The following is a 19,828-nucleotide window of genomic DNA, read 5'->3' as shown; positions in this document are numbered from 1 at the left end:
AGGGGCAGTGAACGTCATGTACGGCTGGATCTGGCGGCATCTGCCGGGCAACGCGTGGGTCCGGGGCGTCATCTCGCTCGCGCTGGTCCTGGGGGTCGTGTACGCCCTCTTCCAGTACGTGTTCCCCTGGGCGGAGCCGCTGCTTCCGTTCAACAATGTGACGGTGGACGGCCAGTGAGCGCGCGGATTCTCGTCGTCGACAACTACGACAGCTTCGTCTTCAACCTCGTCCAGTACCTCTACCAGCTCGGCGCCGAGTGCGAGGTGCTGCGCAACGACGAGGTCGAGCTGAGCCACGCCCAGGACGGCTTCGACGGCGTCCTGCTCTCGCCCGGCCCGGGCGCGCCCGAACAGGCCGGTGTCTGCATCGACATGGTGCGCCACTGCGCCGCGACCGGGGTGCCGGTCTTCGGGGTCTGCCTGGGCATGCAGTCGATGGCCGTGGCGTACGGCGGTGTCGTCGACCGCGCCCCCGAGCTGCTGCACGGCAAGACCTCGCTCGTCACGCACGAGGGCCAGGGCGTCTTCGCGGGCCTGCCGTCGCCGTTCACGGCGACGCGGTACCACTCGCTGGCCGCCGAGCCCGCGGCGCTGCCCGCGGAGCTGGAGGTCACGGCCCGCACGGAGGACGGCATCATCATGGGCCTGCGCCACCGCGAACGGGACGTCGAGGGTGTGCAGTTCCACCCCGAGTCGGTGCTCACGGAGCACGGCCACCTGATGCTCGCCAACTGGCTGGAGCGGTGCGGCGACAAGGGGGCGGTGGGCCGGTCGGCGGGGCTCGCGCCGGTGGTGGGCAAGGCTGTCGCGTGACGGCGGGGTCGCCGTGGTTCCGGGCGACGAACCAGCCGGACGGGGAGCAGGAGTCTGTTCCGCCGCAGGCGGAGGCGATACCGGGGTACGAGCAGCCGGGGTATGAGCAGCCCGGGTACGAGGAGACGGCGGCGTACCCGTACCAGCAGGAGTACGCGTACGAGCCGATACCGGAGCCCGGGCTCTCGGAGGCCGTACCGGTCCCCGAGAGCCCGTACGAGGCGTCTGAGCCCTACGAGGCCCCCTACGAGGCCCCGTACGAGCCTCGGGACGAGACGATGGCCCTGCGGTCCGTGGAGCCGTCCGGGACGGCGGAGACGCCCGTGGCGCCGCTTGCGGGCCCCGGCAGGGCCGAACGCCGGCGGGCCGCCAAGGGCAAGGGGAGAGGCGGCCGCCGTGGAGGCCCGCCGTCCGCGGCGGACGCGGACGCCTCCGGAAGCTCCGTGACCGCCGCCGCGCCGATGTCCCGCGTCGAGGCCCGGCGTGCGGCGCGCGCCGCGAAGGACAGCGTCGGTGTCGTCGCCAGCCGGGTCGTGGGCGAGCTGTTCATCACCTTCGGCGTCGTGATGCTGCTGTTCGTCGCGTACCAGGTGTGGTGGACGAACGTACGGGCCGATCAGCAGGCGAACCAGGCCAAGGGGCAGATCGAGGACGCCTGGTCCAAGGGCCGCGCACCGGGCGCGTTCGAGCCCGGAGAGGGCTTCGCGATCATGTATATCCCCAAGCTGGACGTCGTCGTCCCCGTCGCCGAGGGCATCAGCAAGCCCAAGGTCCTGGACCGGGGCATGGTGGGCCACTACAGCGAGGGCAGCCTGAAGACGGCGATGCCCGGCGACAAGCAGGGCAACTTCGCGGTGGCCGGACACCGCAACACGCACGGCGAACCGTTCCGGTACATCAACCAGTTGACGCCCGGGGACCCGATCGTCGTCGAGACCCAGGACGCCTACTACACGTACGAGATGGCGAGCATCCTGCCGCAGACGGCGCCGTCGAACGTCTCGGTGATCGATCCGGTGCCGAAGCAGTCCGGCTTCAAGGAGCCCGGGCGCTACATCACACTGACGACCTGTACGCCCGAATTCACCAGTACGTACCGCATGATCGTGTGGGGCAAGATGGTCGAGGAACGCCCGCGCAGCAAGGGGAAACCGGACGCGCTCGTAGGCTGAGTCCCTACGGAACTCACGACCCACACCTCAGGACGGGACGACGCAGTGGCACGTGCGCGCAAATGGATCGCCGGAGTCGTCAGTGTCTTCGGTGAACTCCTCATCACCGCGGGCCTGGTGCTCGGCCTCTTCGTCGTCTACTCGCTGTGGTGGACGAACGTCCTGGCCGACCGGGCCGCCGACAAGGAGGGCGACCAGGTCCGCGACCGCTGGGCGTCCGGCCCCGGCGCCCTGGACACAAAGGACGGCATCGGCTTCCTGCACGTCCCGAAGATGGGCGACGGCGAGATACTCGTCAAGAAGGGCACCGACAGCAAGACGCTGAACAACGGTGTCGCCGGCTACTACCTCGACCCGATCAAGTCGGCCCTCCCGCAGGACAAGCAGGGCAACTTCACGCTCGCGGCGCACCGCGACGGGCACGGTGCGAAGTTCCACAACATCCACAAGTTGAAGAACGGCGACTCGATCGTCTTCGAGTCGAAGGACACCTGGTACGTCTACAAGGTCTACAAGACTCTCCCCGAGACGACGAAGTTCAACGTGGACGTCCTCCAGCCGGTCCCGAAGGAATCGGGCAAGTCGAAGCCGGGCCGCTACATCACGCTGACGACGTGCACACCGATGTACACGTCGGACTTCCGGTACATCGTGTGGGGCGAGCTGGTCCGCACGGAGAAGGTGGACGGGGCGCGGACGCCACCGGCGGAGCTGGGGTGACTGACTGTAACTGAGCTCCTTTAAGGAGCTCAGTCTGAGGTCCTAAAATGACCGAGGCCCGAAGCCGCAACTTCTCCTTGCGACTTCGGGCCTTGTCGTGGCTCGACTACAGGAGGACCGGAAGCGCCACCCCGGCGCTCCACTTCTCCAGGGCCGCGCGGTCCACGACGGTCACCCCGTGCTCGTCGGCGATGGCCCGGGCGTCCGGGCTGAAGGTCGTCGAGGCGACGAAGAGGGCCAGATCGGCCTGGTGCTGGACGAACGAGGCCCCGAGGAACTTCTGCATCTCGGCGCTCCACACGGGCCGGTAGGGCGCGAAGTTCTTGCACTGCACGACGATCCGGCGGCCGTCGGCGGTCTGCCCGGTGATGTCCACACCCCGGTCTCCGGGCCCGCCGTGGACGACGATGTCGGTACAGCCGTCGCGCCGCAGCAGGATGGCGACGTGGTGCTCGAACTCGCGCCAGTTCATGCCGTCGATGGACGCCATGATCCCGGTGTAGGGACGGGGGCCCTGGGGGGGGCGTGGTCGGAGAGTTTGCGCTCGATCCTCTCGACGTCCTGGCGGAGGGAGATGAGTTCTCGCCGGTGCTCACCCGCCGTCTCGATGAGGGCGTTGAACATCGGAACGACGGTCTTGCCGAGGATGTGGGTGATGCGCTCGTCGATCTGGTCAGACAGTGACGCACTGCCACTCTCCGTCGAGTTATCCACAGGCTCCCGCGTGCGTGCCATGTACTCCATGTCGAGGAGGTACCTACGCACCTGACGTGCGACTTCGCTGTCCCGGAGCAGCATGGCGACGTTGAGTACGGTCTGCCGCGAGAACAAGGCGAGCGACGGAGCCTGTGACGGAATGTAACTGAGTTCCTTGAAGGAACTCAGTTCTGTACCTGTCAAAACGCGATAGCCGTTGGCTTCCAACTCGTCTCGATGGTCTGCAATGAGCGAGCGAATCGCGGTGATGCCCACTGCGAAGTACGCCGCGACCATCGCCGTCGTCACATGCATGCCGTCCGGCAGCAGTGACAGCGCCTTGACCCTGTCCAGAACCTCGGTCCGTTCGGCGACGCCCGCGCGCATCGCCCTCGACTCCAGCAACACCACTTCGTTGATCACGTTTCTGCCCCTCCTGGGAGATCGTCGGGGCAAGGCAGGGTCCCCACCCCACCCTGCCAACGAGTCGGGACATATGAAGACACGATCGGATATCGAGAGCTTGTGCCACAGGTCCGCATATGCACGGAGCCCCGGCATCCAGGAGGATGCCGGGGCTCCGTGTGTGGCGCGTCGGTGCGGCTAGTCGAAGAAGCCGCCGCCGCCGTCGTTCCCGCCGTTGTTTCCGCCGCCGCCCGCCGTGTAGACGATGACCGTCTGCCCGGCGGTGACCGGGCTGTTCTCCGCCGGGTTCGTGCCGAGGACCGTCGCGTCGTTCTTGTCCGAGCCCTGCTGCTGCACCACCAGGCCCAGGGCCTCGAGCTGCTGCTTCACTTCCTCGAACTTCTTGCCCGCGAGGCCGGCCGGGATCGTCGTCTGCGTCTGCTGCGGGCCCTTCGAGACCCTCAGCGTGATCTGGACGTCCTTCGGCTGGCTGGTGTTGCCGTTCGGGGTCATCCCGAGGACCGTGCCGGCCGGCTGCTGCGAGTCCTCGTCCTGGCGGCCGACGTTCTCGAAGCCGAGCGTCTTCAGGTCCTGGATGGCCTGGTCGACGTTACGGCCGGTGACGTCCGGGAGCTGCGACTTCTCCTGCTTGGCCACCGTGATCGTGACCTCGGAGTTCTGCTCCGCCTTGGCGCCGCCCTTCGGGCTCTGCTCCAGGACCGTGCCCGGGTCCTCCTGGGACTCCTCCTGCTTGACGACGACCTTGAAGCCCTTGTCCTTGAGCAGCTGCTCCGCGCTGTCCTGGGACTTCTCCAGCACGTCCGGGACCTCGATCTGCGGCGCGCCCTCGGAGACGACCACCGAGATCGTCTCGCCGATGGCCATCTTCGAGGTGTTGTCCGCCGCGGGCGTCTGCTTGCAGATTTTGCCCTTCGGCTGGTCGCACCGCTCGGAGCCCGACTGGGCGACCTTCACCTGGGCGTTCGTCGCGATGCCTTCGGCCTCCTGGAGGGTGTGACCCACCATGGAGGGGATCGTCACCTCCTGCGGAGTCTCCTCTGTGTTGAAGATCGAGCGGCCGATGAGGATCGCGCCGACCAGCACCAGGATGCCCGCGAGGGCCAGCAGGATCGTCGAGGTGTTCGACTTCTTCTGGCGGCGGCGGTCCGGGCGGTCGTCGTAGCCGTAGCCGCCGTCGTCCGGGTTGATCGGCGGGAGCATGGAGGTCTGGCCGGCCGGGTCGGTCTGGCGCAGGGCGGTTGTCGGCTGGTCGTCCGGGGCGTAGCCGCCGTAGCCGTTGCCGTAACCGCCGCCGTACGCCGCCGCGCCCATCGCGGCCGCTGCCGCGACGGGCTGGCCGTCGAGGCAGGCCTCGATGTCGGCGCGCATCTCGTCGGCGGACTGGTAGCGGTAGTCGGGGTCCTTGACCAGTGCCTTCAGGACGATGGCGTCCATCGAGGGCGTGATCTCGGGGTCGAAGTTGCTGGGCGCCTGGGGTTCTTCCCGTACGTGCTGGTACGCGACCGCGACCGGGGAGTCGCCGATGAACGGCGGCCGGACGGTCAGCAGCTCGTAGAGCAGGCAGCCGGTGGAGTACAGGTCGGAGCGGGCGTCGACCTGCTCGCCCTTGGCCTGCTCCGGGGAGAGGTACTGGGCGGTGCCGATGACCGCGGCGGTCTGTGTCATGGTCATGCCCGCGTCGCCCATGGCGCGCGCGATGCCGAAGTCCATGACCTTGACCTGGCCGGTGCGCGTCAGCATGACGTTCGCCGGCTTGATGTCGCGGTGCACGATGCCGGCCCGGTGCGAGTACTCCAGCGCCTGGAGGATGCCGACCGTCATCTCGAGCGTGCGCTCGGGCAGCAGCTTGCGCCCGGAGTGCAGCAGCTCGCGAAGGGTCGAGCCGTCGACGTACTCCATCACGATGTACGGGATGGAGACCCCGGAGCCTCCGCCGGAGCCGTTGTCGTACACCATGTCTTCGCCGGTGTCGTAGACAGCGACGATCGCCGGGTGGTTGAGCGAGGCGGCCGACTGGGCCTCACGGCGGAACCGGGCCTGGAAGGACGGGTCGCGGGCGAGGTCGGCCCGCAGCGTCTTCACGGCGACGGTGCGGCCGAGCCGGGTGTCGTGGGCGAGGTAGACCTCTGCCATGCCACCACGGCCGAGCACCGAGCCCAGCTCGTACCGGCCGCCGAGGCGACGCGGCTCTTCCATAACTGATCCAGCCCTCTCCGTCTGTCCCGACCGCACCCGTGTGTGGTCCGGCGGTGTGCTGTTCGCGCAAAGGCTACCGGCCACGGGAGGGCGATCCGCCCGTGACCGCCACCTGATACCTGACCGGTACCTGGCCGGTGCCAGGCCGCAAGGTCAGCTCTTGCTCTTCACTACCGCCTTCATCACGGCCTTGGCGATCGGGGCGGCGAGGCCGCCACCGGAGATGTCCTCGCGGCTCGTTCCTTCGGAGTCCTCGACGATGACGGCGACGGCGACCGGGGAGCCCTGGTCGGTCTTGGCGTAGGAGATGAACCAGGCGTAGGGACGCTTGGCGTTCTTCTCGCCGTGCTGGGCGGTACCCGTTTTGCCGCCGACCTTCACGCCGTCCATGTTCAGGTCGGCCTTGCGGCCGGTGCCGTTCTCGACGACGTTCTCCATCATCTGCTGGAGCTTCTGCGCGTTCTCCTGGGAGACCGGGCGGCTCATCTCCTCGGGCTCGTTCTGCTTGATCACGTCGACGTTCGGGGACTCGAGTTTGTCGATCATGTACGGCTTCATCAGCTTGCCGTCGTTGGCGATCGCGGCCGTGACCATGGCCATCTGGAGCGGCGTGGTCGCGGTGTTGAACTGGCCGATGGAGGAGAGCGCGTTTCCGCCGCGGTCGGCCTTCTTGTCGTAGACGGAGGCGGCGGAGCGGACCGGGGTGAACTGCTCGGCGTTGAAACCGAACTTCTCGGCCGTCTCGACCATCTTGTCCCGGCCGACGTCGTCGCCGAGCTTGGCGAAGACGGAGTTGCAGGAGACTTCCAGCGCCTTCTTCAGGCTGACGTTCTCACACCCGCCCTGCTGGTTGATCATGTTCTGACTGGAGAGCGGGATCTTGTACGGCTCCGGCGTGTCCGTCGGCGCGTTGATGTCGGTGACCTTGCCGTTCTCCAGCGCGGCGGCCGCCGTGACGACCTTGAAGACGGAGCCGGGCGGGTAGATCTCGCGCAGCGCGCGGTTGAGCTTCGGCTTGCTCTTGTCCTTCTCCAGGCCGACCCAGGCATTCTCGTCCTTGGCCGAGTAGCCGGCGAAGGTCGAGGGGTCGTACGAGGGGGTGGAGGCGAGCGCGAGGATCTTGCCCGTCCCCGGCTCGATGGCGACGACCGCGCCCGTCTTCTTGCCGAGGCCCTCGAAGGCGGCCTTCTGGGCGGCGCCGTTCAGCGTCGTGACGACGTTGCCGCCCTTCTTCTTCTCTCCCGTGAACATCGACAGGGTGCGGTCGAAGAAGAGCCGGTCGTCGTTGCCGGTGAGGACGCCGTCCTCGATCTTCTCGATCTGGTTGGCGTCGTACGCCTGCGAGGCGTACCCGGTCACCGGCGCCCACATCGGGCCGTCGGTGTACGTGCGCTTGAAGCGGTAGTACGGGTCCTGGGAGTCGACCGAGCGCGTGATCGGCTTGCCGTCCACGATGATGTTGCCGCGCTCGTTGGCGTACCGCTCGATCTGCACCCGCTTGTTGCGCGGGTGCGCGTTCAGCTCGTCGGCGCGGACGTACTGCAGCCAGTTGTCCCGGATCAGCAGGGCGAGGACCAGCAGGCCGCAGAAGATCGCGACCCGGCGCAGGGGCTTGTTCACGGACGGACCACCTGGGTCATCTCGGCGTCGGGGGACGGTGCGGGGGCGGGTGCCGGGCGGCGGGCGGTGTCACTGATCCGGATCAGGATGCCGATCAGGGCCCAGTTGGCGATCACGGACGAACCGCCGTACGCGAGGAACGGCATCGTCATACCGGTCAGCGGGATGAGCCCCATCACACCGCCGGCGACGACGAAAATCTGCAGCGCGAACGCGCCCGAGAGGCCCATGGCGAGCAGCTTGCCGAACGGGTCCCGGGCGGCGAGGGAGGTGCGGACACCGCGCTCGATGATCAGGCCGTACAGCAGCAGGAAGGCCATGACGCCGGTCAGACCCAGCTCCTCGCCGACGGTGGCGAAGATGAAGTCGGAGTTGGCGGCGAAGCCGATCAGGTCGGAGTTGCCCTGGCCGAGGCCGGTACCGAGGATTCCGCCGGAGCCGAAGGACATCAGCACCTGGGACATCTGGTCGCAGGCGGGGACTTCGGTGGCGCAGGCGAAGGGGTCGGCCCAGGCATCGACACGGGCCTGGACGTGGCCGGCGAAGGAGGCGACACCGACAGCGCCGGCGACGGACATCAGCAGACCCATGACGATCCAGCTGGTCCGCTCCGTCGCCACGTACAGCATGATCACGAACATGCCGAAGAACAGCAGCGACGTGCCGAGGTCGTTCTCGAAGATCAGGATGAGGAGGCTGACGGCCCAGATCGTCAGGATCGGGCCGAGGTCACGGCCGCGGGGCAGGTAGAGGCCCATGAAGCGGCGGCTGGCCAGGGCCAGTGCGTCGCGTTTCACCATGAGGTAGCCGGAGAAGAAGACCGCCAGGACGATCTTGGCGAACTCACCGGGCTGGATGGAGAAGCCGCCGACGCGGATCCAGATCTTGGCGCCGAAGACGTCCGCGCCGAGGCCCGGGACCAGCGGCAGCAGCAGGAGGACGAGCGCCGCGACCATCGAGATGTACGTGTAGCGCTGCAGGACCCGGTGGTCCTTCAGGAGCAGCAGCACGCCGACGAACATCGCGATGGCGATCGCCGAGTACAGCATCTGGTTCGGGGCGTCGGGGCTGAAGGTCTTGTACCGGGCGATGATGCGCGGCGACTGGTCCAGGCGCCAGATCAGCACCAGACCCATCCCGTTCAGCAGCGTCGCCAGCGGCAGCAGCAGCGGGTCGGCGTACGGCGCGAACTTGCGTACGACGAGGTGCGCGACGGCGGCGAGCAGGCCGAGGCCGAGGCCGTAGCCGAGCATGCCGGAGGGCACCTCGCCGTCGATCGCCAGGCCGACGTTGAGGTACGCGAAGACCGGGATGACGACGGCGAACCCGAGCAGTGCCAGCTCGGTGTTGCGGCGGCTCGGCGCCTCGATCGCGCCGATGGTGGTCGTGTTGGTGACAACGCTCATGGTGGTGAAAGGCCCCCTACGGGTGCTTACTGCTTGCCGCAGTTCGAGGCCAGCTTCTGCTCGTCCTCCGTGAGGGTGGGGCCCGGGGAGGGAGCGGCTGTGGTGGGCTTGGAGTCGGTCGGGGTCGATCCGTCGGCGGGCGGCTTGCTCGCCTGGTCGGCAGCCTTCTCGGCGGCCTCGCGGCGCTGCTCGGTCTTCTTGCAGGCCGAGGCCTGCGCGGCGAGCTCCGCGACCTTCGTCTCGGCCTTGCCGAGGCTGCCGCCGGCGATGGTCTCCTCGACCTGCTTCCGCTGGTATTCCGGAAGGTACTTGAGTTCGATCGCCGGGTAGTCGTTCTCCACGTCGGAGAGCGAGACCCACGCCAGGTCCTGGCTGATGCCCCGGTAGAGCGCGACGTGCTGGTCCTTGGCGCCGACGTAGTACTGCGTCTGCGTCCAGCGGTAGCCGCCGTACAGACCGCCGCCGACCACGCCGACCGCCAGGGCCAGGAAGAAGATCCGCTTCAGCCACTTCAGGCCGGTGCGGGGCTTCTCGAACTTCTCGTACTTGTCGAAGTCCTCGTCCGTGTACTGCCCGAACGAGCCCTGCTGCGGCATCCCGCCGTAGCCGTGGTCGTCGCCGCTGCCGGGCGGGCCGAAGCCCTGCGGCTGCTGCCCGCCGGAGGGCTGCTGGTGCGGTCCGGTGCGGCCGAGCCCGGAGGCCCGGCCGGCCGGCGTCTGCATCGCCCCGCCGTCGGACTGCTGCACCTGGTTCTCGGCGACCGCCCCGACGATGACGGGGGTGTCGCTGAGCTGCCCGGCGAGGGTGTCCCCGCCGTCGACGTCGAGGACGTCGGCGACGATCACCGTGATGTTGTCCGGGCCGCCGCCGCGCAGCGCGAGCTGGATCAGCTCCTGCACGGTCTCCTGCGGGCCCTGGTAGCTGGCGAGGGTGTCCTCCATCGTCTGGTGGGAGACGACTCCGGACAGCCCGTCGGAACAGATCAGATAGCGGTCGCCGGCCCGGACCTCACGGATCGACAGATCCGGCTCGACGTGGTCGCCGCTGCCGAGCGCGCGCATCAGGAGCGAGCGCTGCGGGTGGGTCGTGGCCTCTTCCTCGGTGATCCGGCCCTCGTCGACGAGCCGCTGCACCCAGGTGTGGTCCTGCGTGATCTGCGTCAGCACCCCGTCGCGCAGCAGGTACGCGCGGGAGTCGCCGACATGCACGAGACCGAGCCGCTGGCCCGTCCACAGCAGGGCGGTGAGCGTGGTGCCCATGCCCTCCAGCTGGGGGTCCTCCTCGACCATCAGCCGCAGCTGGTCGTTGGCGCGCTGCACCGCGGCACCGAGCGAGGTGAGGATGTCCGAGCTGGGCACGTCGTCGTCGAGGGTGACGAGGGTGGAGATCACCTCGGAGGAGGCGACCTCACCGGCGGCCTGGCCGCCCATGCCGTCGGCGATGGCGAGCAGCCGCGGGCCGGCGTAGCCGGAGTCCTCGTTGCCCTCGCGGATCATGCCCTTGTGCGACCCGGCGGCGAAGCGCAGTGACAGGCTCATGCGCACCTGCCCTGTCGACGCCGCCTCGGGGTACAGCCGGTCTCGAGCCACACTGCCCACCCTCCGGTCGGGAGCCCGTGCCGGTACGCGGCACGGTCCTGACGGTCCGCCGCGCGGTCCGTCGTGGGGACCGCCTCGGCCCGCTCGCTCCGCTCGCACTCATACATGACGTAGCACTACTTCCGCAGCTCGATGACGGTCTTGCCGATGCGGATCGGCGCGCCCAGCGGAATCGGTGTGGCGGTGGTGAGTCGGGTCCGGTCGAGATACGTGCCGTTGGTGGACCCGAGATCCTCGACGATCCACTGGCCGTCCCGGTCCGGGTAGATCCTTGCGTGCCTGCTGGACGCGTAGTCGTCGTCCAGCACGATCGTCGAGTCGTGGGCGCGGCCCAGCGTGACGGTCTGCCCCTGCAGGGCGACCGTCGTGCCGGTCAGCGTCCCCTCGGAGACGACGAGCTTCGTCGGGGCGCCGCGGCGCTGACGGCCGCCGCCCCCGCTCTGCTGTCCACGCTGCTGCGGCGGCGAGGCCGCCTGGCGTGCGTTCTGCTGCGGCCGGGCGTCCTGGCGGCGCGAACCGCGCTGCGTGACACGCGTGCCGAACAGGTCGCTGCGAATGACCTGGACGGCCACGATCACGAACAGCCACAGAACGGCCAGGAAACCCAACCGCATGACCGTCAGGGTCAGCTCTGACATTGCCCCCGCTTCACCCTTCGGCTTGCCGGTAAACGATGGTGGTACTACCCACGACGATCCGCGAGCCGTCGCGGAGCGTAGCGCGGGTGGTGTGCTGCCCGTCCACCACGATGCCGTTGGTGGATCCGAGATCCTGGATCGTCGAGGGCGTTCCGGTCCGGATCTCGCAGTGCCGGCGGGAGACGCCGGGATCGTCGATCCTCACGTCCGCGTCGGTGCTGCGGCCAAGGACCAGGGTCGGGCGGGAGATCTGATGGCGGGTGCCGTTGATCTCGATCCACCGGCGCACCTGGGCGCCGGAGGCAGGCATGGGGCCGGGGCCGCCGGCCGTGGGACGGCCGGCGGCGGGCGCCTGGCCGGGTGCGTGGCCGGGCTGGCCCGGGGCCTGGCCGGGGCGCTGCGCGCCGCCGGCGCCCGGCGGCGGGGCCGCGGGCATCGGGGGGGCGCCGACCGGAGGGTAGCCGTAGCCGCCCGGCGCGTGACCCTGCTGAGGGCCGGCGGCGGAGGACTGCTGCTGTGACGAACTCGATGCCAGGGTGCGGCTGCGCACCCGGTACAGACCGGTGTCGAGGTCGTCGGCCTTCTCCAGGTGGACCTTGATCGGGCCCATGAAGGTGTACCGCTGCTGCTTCGCGTAGTCCCGGACCAGGCCGGCGAGCTCGTCGCCGAGCTGACCCGAGTACGGGCTGAGGCGCTCGAAGTCCGGCGTGCTCAGATCGACGATGAAGTCGTTGGGGACGACGGTCCGCTCGCGGTTCCAGATCGTCGCGTTGTTGTCGCACTCGCGCTGGAGAGCGCCCGCGATCTCGACGGGCTGGACCTCGGACTTGAAGACCTTGGCGAAGGTGCCGTTGACCAGACCTTCGAGCCGCTGTTCGAAACGCTTCAGGACTCCCATGGGGCACCTCCTCCGTCGTTGTCGTCCTGGTACTGCTTACTGATCGTATCCACGCGTCGGGAAATCGGCTGGTTCCCCTTCTCTGCCCTGTGGACGAGTGTCACCTCTCACAGGCCTTCCCCACGGATCGTAGAGGCGGACTCTGGACAGTGTCCCGCACCCGGGGAGCGAGCAGGAGGAGTGGGGCGCGACGGCGGGGGTGGTCCGTCCTGTTCCTCCCGTTACCCGTGGGGTCGTTCGTCTCCATTTCTCCGTCTCTTCGCCTCTGCCGGCGTCTCTTCCGCCGGCTCCGCCGACGTCTCCTCCGGCGTCCCTCCTTCTGTCCTTGTGGTCTCCGTCTCCACCTCTGTTCCTGTCCCTTCCTGTCCCTGTTCGCTCGGGGCGGGGGCCAAACAACGGATGTGAATCCACGGTCTGCGACGTGCTAATCTTCAGATGTCGCCAGGCGCTCACACCGAAAGGTGAGGGAGCCCGGGGCACACCCAATGCGCGGGTGGCGGAATAGGCAGACGCGCTGGATTCAGGTTCCAGTGCCCGCAAGGGCGTGGGGGTTCAACTCCCCCCTCGCGCACCAGACGGAAGCCCCGTAGGTCATCGACCTACGGGGCTTCCGCGTTGTCGACCAGATGTGAGACTCGCGACGTTCGTCGTGGTGGGGTGCGACTAAAGAGAGCGGCGGGTGGGGCGGGCCGCTGCCTAGGGTGCGGGCGTGGACGCGACTTCGAAGATCAGGGCCGGGATCGGCGCGGGGTGGGACTGGTTCGCGGTGCCCTCGATGTGGTCGCGGCGCAGGACCGCCGGCGAGCTGGTGCTCGCCGTCGTGCTGGGACTGCTCGCCGCCGGCACCGAGGAACTGCTCGGCGGCGAGGGGTGGCGGCTCGCGGCCGTCGCCTCGGCGGCCGCCGTGCTCTCGCTGCTGCGCCGGCGGCTGCCCGTGGCTGTGCTCATCGTCACGGGAGGCCTCGCACCCGTCGTGCCGGGCTTCATCGTGCTGTTGATCCTCGTCGGCTGGTCGTCGGGGCGGTACATCGCCGGGGCCGGGCGGGCGCTCATCGCCTACACCGCCGCGTACGTACTGAACACCGCGGCGAGCCTGGTCGAGACGTGGGACCTGCACCGGATGCTGACCGTCGTCTTCATGTCCACGCTCTACTTCCTGGCGACGACCCTCGCCCCCGGCCTCGCCAACCGGTACTGGACACAGCGCAGGACCCTGCTGCACGCCCTGCAGGAGGGCAACGCCCAGCTGCTGCGTGAACGCGCGATGGTGGTCCGGCAGGCGCGGCTCATGGAGCGGCAGCGGATCGCCCAGGACATGCACGACAGCCTCGGGCACCAGCTCGCCCTCATGGCGGTCCACACCGGCGCCCTGGAGGTCGACCGCGAGCTGACCGACCGCCAGCGGGAGGCGGTGGGCGTGCTCCGCAACGCCTCGGTGACCGCGATGCACGAGCTGCGGGAGGTCGTCGGCATCCTGCGTGACGGCAGCGGGGTGGGGACGGAGACCGCGGCCCTGCCGGCGGGGGCCGGCGACGCCTCGGGGCGGGCGGCGCGGGGGGCCGCCGGTATCGAGGGGCTCGTCGAGGCGGCGCGCGCCGCCGGGAACCGGGTGGAGCTGCGGCGGCGCGGGGAGCACCGGCCGCTGCCGCCGGCCGCCGACCACGCCGCGTACCGGATCGTGCAGGAGGCGCTGACGAACGCCTACAAGCACGCGCCGGGTGCGCCCATCGGCGTGGAGGTGCGGTACGAGCCGGACTCCCTGGTCGTGGAGATCGTCAACGCGGCGGCCGGGGAGTCGCCGGGAGACGTGGTGAGCGGGGGGCAGGGGCTGACCGGGCTGCACGAGCGGGCCCGGCTCGTCGGCGGCATCGTCCACGCGGGGCCGGTGGACGGCGGCGGGTTCCGGGTCGCCGGGATGCTGCCGTACGGGGTGGTGGAAGCAGCGCCTTTGGTCGATGCCGCGGACGACTTCCGGCAGCAGTCGCCGAAGTTCCCGGTGGGCCACCGTGGGGCGGTCCCGGTCGGGCAGGCCGACTGGACGTTCATGGAACGGGAGCTGGCGATGGCGATGCGCGGGGACAGGGTCACGGGCGGCGGGGTCGCGCTGGGATGCGGGATCGCGTTCGCGGCAGTGGTGCTGCTCCTGGTGGCGGGGGGCTTCGGCCTCTACTTCCTGGTCGGTGCCATGGAGAAGGGCATGATCGAGCCGGCCGAGTACGACGCGATATCGGTCGGATCGGCCGAGCAGGAGGTCCGCGACCAGCTGCCGTCCGGCGACACCATCACCACCACGGGACTGCACGGCAAGGGGCCGGCGGAGCCCGAGGGGGCGAAGTGCCTGGTGCTGATGTCCTCCGAGATGGGGGAGGGCCTGGAGACGGAGCCCGTTTTCCGGTTCTGCTTCAAGGACGGCAAGCTGGTCGAGAAGAAGTCGTACGAGGTCACGCGCTAGCGCTGACCCGCCCGAACCGGTAGCCGTGGGGGAGTAGCTGTGGCAGGGCAGCGCATCAGGGTCGTGATCGCCGATGACGAGCCGCTGATCAGGGCCGGGATCCGGATGATCCTCACCTCGGACGAGGACATCCAGGTCGTCGCGGAGGCGGCGAACGGCCGGGAGGCGATCGAGCGGGTGCGGGCGCACGCCGCCGACGTGGTGCTGCTCGACATCCAGATGCCGGTGCTCGACGGGCTGTCCGCGCTGCCGGAACTGCGTCGGGCGGCGCCCTCGACGCGGGTGATCGTGCTGACGACGTTCGGCGAGCGGGAGAACGTGCTGCGGGCCCTGGAGCACGGGGGCGCCGGATTCCTGCTGAAGGACACGGCGCCCGCCGAGCTGATCCGCGCGGTGCGGGCAGCGGCGGCGGGTGACGCGTATCTCTCGCCCGCAGCCACCCGTCACGTGGTGGAGCAGCTGGCCTCGGGCCGTGAGGTCGCGCGAGCCGAGCAGGCCAGGGGGCGGGTGGCGGCGCTCAGCGAGAAGGAGCGCGAGGTGCTCGCCCTGCTCGGCGAGGGGCTTTCCAACGCGGACGCCGGACGGCGCCTGCACATGAGCGAGGCCACCGTGAAGACGTACGTCAGTCGGATCCTGGCGAAGCTGGGGTGCGAGAACCGGGTGCAGGCGGCGCTGCTGGCGCGCGACGCCGGACTCTAGGCCTGCCCGGGCGGGATGGCGGCCCGGGGGCCTTGCGGTCCGCGGCCTGCGGCGCTAGGCCTGCTCTGTCGGGGCGGGCGGCGGGGAGTCCGGGAAGCCTGCCGTGCCGGCGGCGTTGTAGCGGAGCAGGTAGGCGGCGAACCGGGCGAGGTCGTCGGCCGACCAGTCCTTGAGGCGCTCCTGGTAGGCGGCGCGACGGCTCGCCTGGGTGGCGGCGAGGACGCGGGTGCCCGCGTCCGTGGGGTGCAGGACCTGGACCCGGTGGTCCTCCGGATCGGGCCTGCGCTCGACCAGGCCGAGCTTCTCCAGGCCGCCGATCTGCCGGCTGACCGTCGACTTGTCCAGCAGGTAGTGGGCGGCGAGGTCGGTGGCCCGGCACCCGTGCTGGTCGTCGATATGAGCGAGCAGTGTGTACGACACGAGCGGCAGATCGGGGTGGAGCCGGGCCGCCGCGGCGCGGGCGCGGCGGGCGAAGGCCGTCAGCTCCCGCTGGATGGTGTCGACGGAGACTTCGCGCGGGCCGTCGCCGTCGGTCATGGTGCGCTCCCTCGGGTGACCGGTGGTGTGGGGTGTGGTCCCGGTTGGCTCACCACCAGTTCAGTTGTAGAGTACAACGGTTCTTTAGTTGTAAAAGCCAACCATGGAGGCTCTGCTGTGTCTGCCGTGTCCGCACAGGCAACCGGAACGGCGTCGGCGGGTGCGCTGCGGCACGTGCTCGGGCATCTGCTCACCCCCCTGCTGATGTGCGTCGGCATGGGACTCGCCTACCTCGGCGCCTTCCACGCCCCCCACCCCCACGACCTGCGCGTCGACGTCGTCGGCTCCGGACCCACCACCCAGGTCCTCGCCCAGACCCTCCACGACAAGGGCGCCGGCGCCCTCGACGTCCGCACCGTCCCCGACCGGGAGACGGCCGTCGCCGCGCTGCGCGAGCAGCACTCCTTCGGCGCCTACATCCCCGGCACCCACCCCGAACTGCTCGTCGCCACCGCCTCCTCCGACACCAGCGCCATGGCCGTCGAGAAGGTCTTCACCAAGGTCGCGGCCGGACAGGACGCGCCCCTCAAGGTCACCGACGTCGCCCCCGTCTCGGACGGCGACCCCACCGGGCAGGGCGTCTTCTTCCTCCTGGTCGCGCTCAGCATCGGCTCGTACGCGTCCGTCGCCGTCATCGGCGGCGCCGGCGCCGTTCTGCCCCTGCGCGTCCGCGCCCTGCTCGCCGCCGGAATGTCCCTCGTCGTCAGCCTCGTCGGCACCGTCTTCGCCGGGCCGATGTTCCACCTCGTCGACCACGGACTCGGCGGAGTCTGGGCGATGTCCTGGCTCTACTCGGCCGGCATCCTGCTCATCGGCGTCGGACTCCACACCTTCCTGCGCCGCTGGACCACCCTCGGCGTGATGGTCCTGTTCGTCATGCTCAACTTCACCAGCTCCGGCGGGATCTACCGTCCCGAACTGCAGCCCGGCCTCTTCGGCGCCCTGCACGCGTTCTGGAACGGCGCCGGCTTCGTCGAGGGAGTCCGCAGCCACGTCTACTTCGACGGCCACGCGCTCGGCAGACACCTCCTGGTCCTCGCCCTGTGGTTCCTCGCCGGAACTGCCGTCATGGTGTGCGCGAGCCTTGCCGAGGCGCGCCGTCACCCGACCGCCGCCGTACCGGCCGAGCCGACGGCATCGAAGCCGGAGGCCGAGGCTGCGGCTGAGCAGGAACTCGAGCAGGAAACGGAAGAGGCCGTCGGGGTCTGAACGTTGTCCACAGGCCGTTGTCCACAGGGGAAGACGGGCCGCCGAACCCGGCGTACCGTCATCCCAGTTGATGTTGGACGGGACAGAACAGCACGAATCGGGGGAGGACGTCCCATGGGCGAGGTCCGAGCAGCGGTACCGGGACAGCGAGACACGGAGAGCGGGCGCGTTCCACACGTGCCCGGATTCGCCCGGCGAGCCGCCGCGGGAGTCACCGACTCCCCGAAGGAACAAGGCAAGTCCCTGCGGACGCGCGTCCCGCGCGCCGCCCACGACACCCTCGTCCCCGCAGCCGACCGGCCCGACGCCGTCCGCGCTGTCGAGGAGTCCAGCCGCGACCGCGTTCCGGAACTGGCACCCATCCGCGTCGGACGCATGGCAGCGAGCCCCTTCGCGTTCCTGCGCGGCTCCGCCGGGCTCATGGCCCACGACCTGACCGGCTCCCCCGTCACCGGCGTCGCCGCCCAGATATGCGGCGACGCGCACGCCGCCAACTTCGGCCTCTACGGAGACGCCCGCGGCCGGCTCGTCATCGACCTCAACGACTTCGACGAGACCGTCGTCGGCCCCTGGGAATGGGACCTCAAGCGACTCGTCACCTCCCTGGTGCTCGCCGGCCGGGAAGTGGGCGCGAGCGAGGACACCTGCCGCGCCGCCGCGTTCGACACCGTCGGCGCCTACCGGCGGACCATGCGCCTGCTGGCCAAGCTCCCCGCACTCGACGCCTGGAACGCGATAGCCGACGAGGAGCTCGTCTCCCACACCGACGCCCGCGACCTGATCGGCACCCTCGAACGGGTCTCCGCCAAGGCACGGAACAACACCAGCGCACGCTTCGCCGCCAAATCGACCGAGTCCGTCACCGACGCCGACGGAGGAGGCCGACGGTTCGTGGCCGCGCCGCCCGTCCTGCGGCGCGTACCGGACGAGGAGGCGGCCGCCGTCGCCGCGGCCCTCGGCCGCTACCTGGACACCGTCTCGGAGGACCGGCTGCCGCTGCTCGCGCGGTACGCCGTCCACGACGTCGCCTTCCGCGTCGTCGGCACCGGCAGCGTCGGCACCCGCTCGTACGTGGTGCTGCTGCTCGACCACCGGGGCGAGCCGCTCGTCCTCCAGGTGAAGGAGGCACGGCCCACCGCGCTGCTCCCCCACCTTCCGGCCGTCGGCTTCACCGTCCCGGACGCGGGGCACGAGGGGCGGCGCGTGGTGCTCGGGCAGAAGCGGATGCAGGTCGTCAGCGACATCCTGCTCGGCTGGACCACCGTGCAGGGACGACCGTTCCAGGTGCGCCAGTTCCGCAACCGCAAGGGCAGCGTCGACCCGGCCGCGCTCACCCCCGACCAGGTCGACGACTACGGCCGCATGACCGGCGCCCTGCTGGCCCGCGCCCACGCCCACAGCGCCGACCCGCGCCTGATAGCGGGCTACTGCGGCAAGAGCGAGGAGCTCGATGAGGCCGTCGCGTCCTTCGCCGTCGCCTACGCCGACGTCACCACGGCAGACCACGCCGACCTGGTGACGGCGGTACGCAACGGCCGGATAGCGGCCGAGCTCGGAGTGTGACGGCCCAGACCTGCCCGCACACGGGGCAGCCACGGGCCACGGGGAGACCGGGGGACGGGGGCGGGGGGAGGGAGGGGGGAGGGCCCCCCGGGGGATCGTAGGCTGGTGGGGTGACGGACCGGAGCGAGGACGTGGGCGTGGACCAGGACGTGGACCCGGGCGCGGGCACGGGAACCAGCGCGGGCGCCGGCGACGGCACCGACAGCAGCGCGGGCACGAGTGCCGCCGTGGGCGCTGACGCCCCTGCCACGGGCGCGGGCGCCGGCGACGCTGCGAGCGCGGGCGCCGACGACGGCACTGGTGCCGGCGTGGGCGCCGGGAACGCGGCGAGTGCCGGGGAGGGTGCTGGTGGTGGGGCGGAGCGGCCTGAGGCTCGGTTGGAGCGGGCCGTGCGGGTGGCCGAGCAGGCGCTGATCGAGTTCGAGATCGCGGTGGAGACCTTCCGCGTCGAGGTCGACAATTTCTCCCGGCTGCACCACCAGAAGCTCGGGCCGATGTACGCGCGGCTCGACGAGCTGGACGCGCTGATCGCCGAGGCGCGCGCGGCCCGGACCGGGGATCCGGAGGATCTGCGGCGGGCGCAGGAGGCGCGGGCCGTCGTGATGCCGATGCCCGGCGTCGAGGAGCTCTTCCACGACTGGATCGACTCCGACGGGCTCTCCCCCGAGGCCGCGGCCATGCTGACCGAGCAGCCCGTGCAGCCGCCCAAGCGGGTCCGGCCCGGCGAGGAGGCCCGGAAGCTGTACCGGGAGCTGGCCCGGCAGGCTCACCCGGACCTGGCGCGTGAAGAGGACGAGCGCAAGCGCCGCGAGGAGTTCATCACCCGCGTGAACGCGGCCTATGCCCGTGGTGACGTCGCGCTGCTGCGCGAGCTGTCCGCCGAGTGGGCGGCCGGCCCGGTGCCCGAGCCGGAGCGGCTCAGCGAGAGCGAGGAGCTGTACGCGCGGCTGGAGTGGCTCTCGCAGCGCAAGGAGCTGCTGACCCTGGTCGCGCGGGAGCTGGAGGAGAGTGCGATCGGGGCGATGCTGCGGATGGCGCCCGACGACCCCGACCAGCTTCTGGAGGAGATCGCCGAGCAGCTGCTCGCGCAGGTCTCCGAGCGGGAGTCCGAGCTGGCCGCGTTGGCACGGCCGGTGCAGGAGCAGTAGGTGCAGTAGGTTTCTTAGGGCTCGATCCTCGAGCCGT

The 19,828-nt window shown here is 70.1% G+C and carries 18 protein-coding genes and 1 tRNA gene; 10 read left to right on the top strand and 9 right to left on the bottom strand.

The genetic code is table 11. The annotated features are described in order from the left end of the window. Window positions 1–7: 7 nt before the first annotated feature. The 4 genes from Q5762_RS21360 to Q5762_RS21345 are packed head-to-tail and all read left to right on the top strand — an operon-like array spanning window position 8 to window position 2,705. Window positions 8–178: a hypothetical protein gene (locus Q5762_RS21360; protein ID WP_315893836.1), complete on the top strand. Its 171-nt coding sequence runs from the start codon at window positions 8–10 to the stop codon at window positions 176–178. Beyond that, window positions 175–813, top strand: a complete 639-nt coding sequence (locus Q5762_RS21355) for an aminodeoxychorismate/anthranilate synthase component II (RefSeq protein WP_315893784.1) — start codon at window positions 175–177, stop codon at window positions 811–813. The genes Q5762_RS21360 and Q5762_RS21355 overlap by 4 nt, the downstream gene beginning before the upstream one ends. Continuing rightward, window positions 810–1,985, top strand: coding sequence for a class E sortase (locus Q5762_RS21350; RefSeq protein ID WP_315893783.1), 1,176 nt, complete (start codon window positions 810–812; stop codon window positions 1,983–1,985). The genes Q5762_RS21355 and Q5762_RS21350 overlap by 4 nt, the downstream gene beginning before the upstream one ends. A 45-nt stretch (window positions 1,986–2,030) precedes the next feature. After that, complete coding sequence (locus tag Q5762_RS21345) at window positions 2,031–2,705, top strand: class E sortase (RefSeq protein WP_315893782.1); 675 nt, start codon at window positions 2,031–2,033, stop codon at window positions 2,703–2,705. Between the two features lie 106 nt (window positions 2,706–2,811). Here Q5762_RS21345 and Q5762_RS21340 read toward each other — a convergent pair whose 3' ends face one another. The 8 genes from Q5762_RS21340 to Q5762_RS21305 form a co-directional block, all read right to left on the bottom strand. Beyond that, a complete protein-coding gene (locus Q5762_RS21340; protein WP_315893781.1) occupies window positions 2,812–3,195 on the bottom strand; it encodes a restriction endonuclease in 384 nt (127 codons plus the stop codon). After that, entirely contained in the window at window positions 3,174–3,824 is a 651-nt protein-coding gene (locus tag Q5762_RS21335) for a restriction endonuclease (protein ID WP_315893780.1), read from the bottom strand. The genes Q5762_RS21340 and Q5762_RS21335 overlap by 22 nt, the downstream gene beginning before the upstream one ends. Before the next feature lie 180 nt (window positions 3,825–4,004). Further along, the gene (gene pknB / locus Q5762_RS21330) at window positions 4,005–6,023 is read right to left on the bottom strand and encodes a Stk1 family PASTA domain-containing Ser/Thr kinase (protein ID WP_315893779.1); all 2,019 of its coding nucleotides are present in this window, start codon (window positions 6,021–6,023) and stop codon (window positions 4,005–4,007) included. A gap of 153 nt (window positions 6,024–6,176) precedes the next feature. Further along, window positions 6,177–7,643, bottom strand: coding sequence for a penicillin-binding transpeptidase domain-containing protein (locus Q5762_RS21325; protein WP_315893778.1), 1,467 nt, complete (start codon window positions 7,641–7,643; stop codon window positions 6,177–6,179). Then, on the bottom strand, window positions 7,640–9,049 hold the full coding sequence (locus Q5762_RS21320) for an FtsW/RodA/SpoVE family cell cycle protein (RefSeq protein ID WP_315893777.1): 1,410 nt from the start codon (window positions 9,047–9,049) through the stop codon (window positions 7,640–7,642). Before Q5762_RS21320 ends, Q5762_RS21325 begins: the two co-directional genes overlap by 4 nt. 26 nt (window positions 9,050–9,075) lie before the next feature. Next, window positions 9,076–10,587 carry a Stp1/IreP family PP2C-type Ser/Thr phosphatase gene (locus Q5762_RS21315; RefSeq protein WP_315893776.1) on the bottom strand — a complete coding sequence of 504 codons (1,512 nt, stop codon included), beginning with the start codon at window positions 10,585–10,587 and terminating at the stop codon, window positions 9,076–9,078. Between the two features lie 176 nt (window positions 10,588–10,763). Next, entirely contained in the window at window positions 10,764–11,285 is a 522-nt protein-coding gene (locus tag Q5762_RS21310) for an FHA domain-containing protein (protein ID WP_315893775.1), read from the bottom strand. Between the two features lie 10 nt (window positions 11,286–11,295). After that, a complete protein-coding gene (locus Q5762_RS21305) occupies window positions 11,296–12,183 on the bottom strand; it encodes a DUF3662 and FHA domain-containing protein (RefSeq protein ID WP_315893774.1) in 888 nt (295 codons plus the stop codon). A 487-nt stretch (window positions 12,184–12,670) separates the two neighbouring features. Between Q5762_RS21305 and Q5762_RS21300 the strand changes: the two genes are divergently transcribed. The 3 genes from Q5762_RS21300 (at window position 12,671) to Q5762_RS21290 (ending at window position 15,334) form a co-directional block, all read left to right on the top strand. Continuing rightward, window positions 12,671–12,757, top strand: a tRNA-Leu gene (locus tag Q5762_RS21300). 135 nt (window positions 12,758–12,892) lie between these two features. Further along, window positions 12,893–14,635, top strand: a complete 1,743-nt coding sequence (locus tag Q5762_RS21295; RefSeq protein ID WP_399495220.1) for a sensor histidine kinase — start codon at window positions 12,893–12,895, stop codon at window positions 14,633–14,635. Window positions 14,636–14,674: 39 nt separating this feature from the next. Beyond that, complete coding sequence (locus Q5762_RS21290; protein ID WP_315893773.1) at window positions 14,675–15,334, top strand: response regulator transcription factor; 660 nt, start codon at window positions 14,675–14,677, stop codon at window positions 15,332–15,334. Between the two features lie 54 nt (window positions 15,335–15,388). On the opposite strand, the gene Q5762_RS21285 is transcribed toward Q5762_RS21290, so the two are convergent. Next, window positions 15,389–15,871: a MarR family winged helix-turn-helix transcriptional regulator gene (locus tag Q5762_RS21285; protein WP_315893772.1), complete on the bottom strand. Its 483-nt coding sequence runs from the start codon at window positions 15,869–15,871 to the stop codon at window positions 15,389–15,391. Between the two features lie 204 nt (window positions 15,872–16,075). Between Q5762_RS21285 and Q5762_RS21280 the strand changes: the two genes are divergently transcribed. The 3 genes from Q5762_RS21280 (at window position 16,076) to Q5762_RS21270 (ending at window position 19,791) form a co-directional block, all read left to right on the top strand. Next, entirely contained in the window at window positions 16,076–17,080 is a 1,005-nt protein-coding gene (locus Q5762_RS21280) for a hypothetical protein (protein WP_399495223.1), read from the top strand. Between the two features lie 114 nt (window positions 17,081–17,194). Continuing rightward, window positions 17,195–18,643, top strand: coding sequence for a DUF2252 domain-containing protein (locus tag Q5762_RS21275; RefSeq protein WP_315893770.1), 1,449 nt, complete (start codon window positions 17,195–17,197; stop codon window positions 18,641–18,643). A 308-nt stretch (window positions 18,644–18,951) separates the two neighbouring features. Next, entirely contained in the window at window positions 18,952–19,791 is an 840-nt protein-coding gene (locus Q5762_RS21270) for a hypothetical protein (protein WP_315893832.1), read from the top strand. Window positions 19,792–19,828 lie beyond the last annotated feature (37 nt).

The sequence above is a fragment of the Streptomyces sp. P9(2023) genome, assembly GCF_032436795.1.
GTDB lineage: Bacteria > Actinomycetota > Actinomycetes > Streptomycetales > Streptomycetaceae > Streptomyces.
Note: the sequence above shows the minus strand (reverse complement) of the source record. Positions and strands in the feature narration are given on the sequence as shown.

Coding starts and splice junctions, on each gene's coding strand:
- Q5762_RS21340 (WP_315893781.1), bottom strand. CDS start 3,195: ATGGCGTCCATCGACGGCATGAACTGGCGCGAGTTCGAGCACCACGTC.
- pknB (WP_315893779.1), bottom strand. CDS start 6,023: ATGGAAGAGCCGCGTCGCCTCGGCGGCCGGTACGAGCTGGGCTCGGTG.
- Q5762_RS21320 (WP_315893777.1), bottom strand. CDS start 9,049: ATGAGCGTTGTCACCAACACGACCACCATCGGCGCGATCGAGGCGCCG.
- Q5762_RS21315 (WP_315893776.1), bottom strand. CDS start 10,587: ATGAGCCTGTCACTGCGCTTCGCCGCCGGGTCGCACAAGGGCATGATC.
- Q5762_RS21310 (WP_315893775.1), bottom strand. CDS start 11,285: ATGTCAGAGCTGACCCTGACGGTCATGCGGTTGGGTTTCCTGGCCGTT.
- Q5762_RS21305 (WP_315893774.1), bottom strand. CDS start 12,183: ATGGGAGTCCTGAAGCGTTTCGAACAGCGGCTCGAAGGTCTGGTCAAC.
- Q5762_RS21285 (WP_315893772.1), bottom strand. CDS start 15,871: ATGACCGACGGCGACGGCCCGCGCGAAGTCTCCGTCGACACCATCCAG.
- Q5762_RS21280 (WP_399495223.1), top strand. CDS start 16,076: ATGTGCGTCGGCATGGGACTCGCCTACCTCGGCGCCTTCCACGCCCCC.
- Q5762_RS21275 (WP_315893770.1), top strand. CDS start 17,195: ATGGGCGAGGTCCGAGCAGCGGTACCGGGACAGCGAGACACGGAGAGC.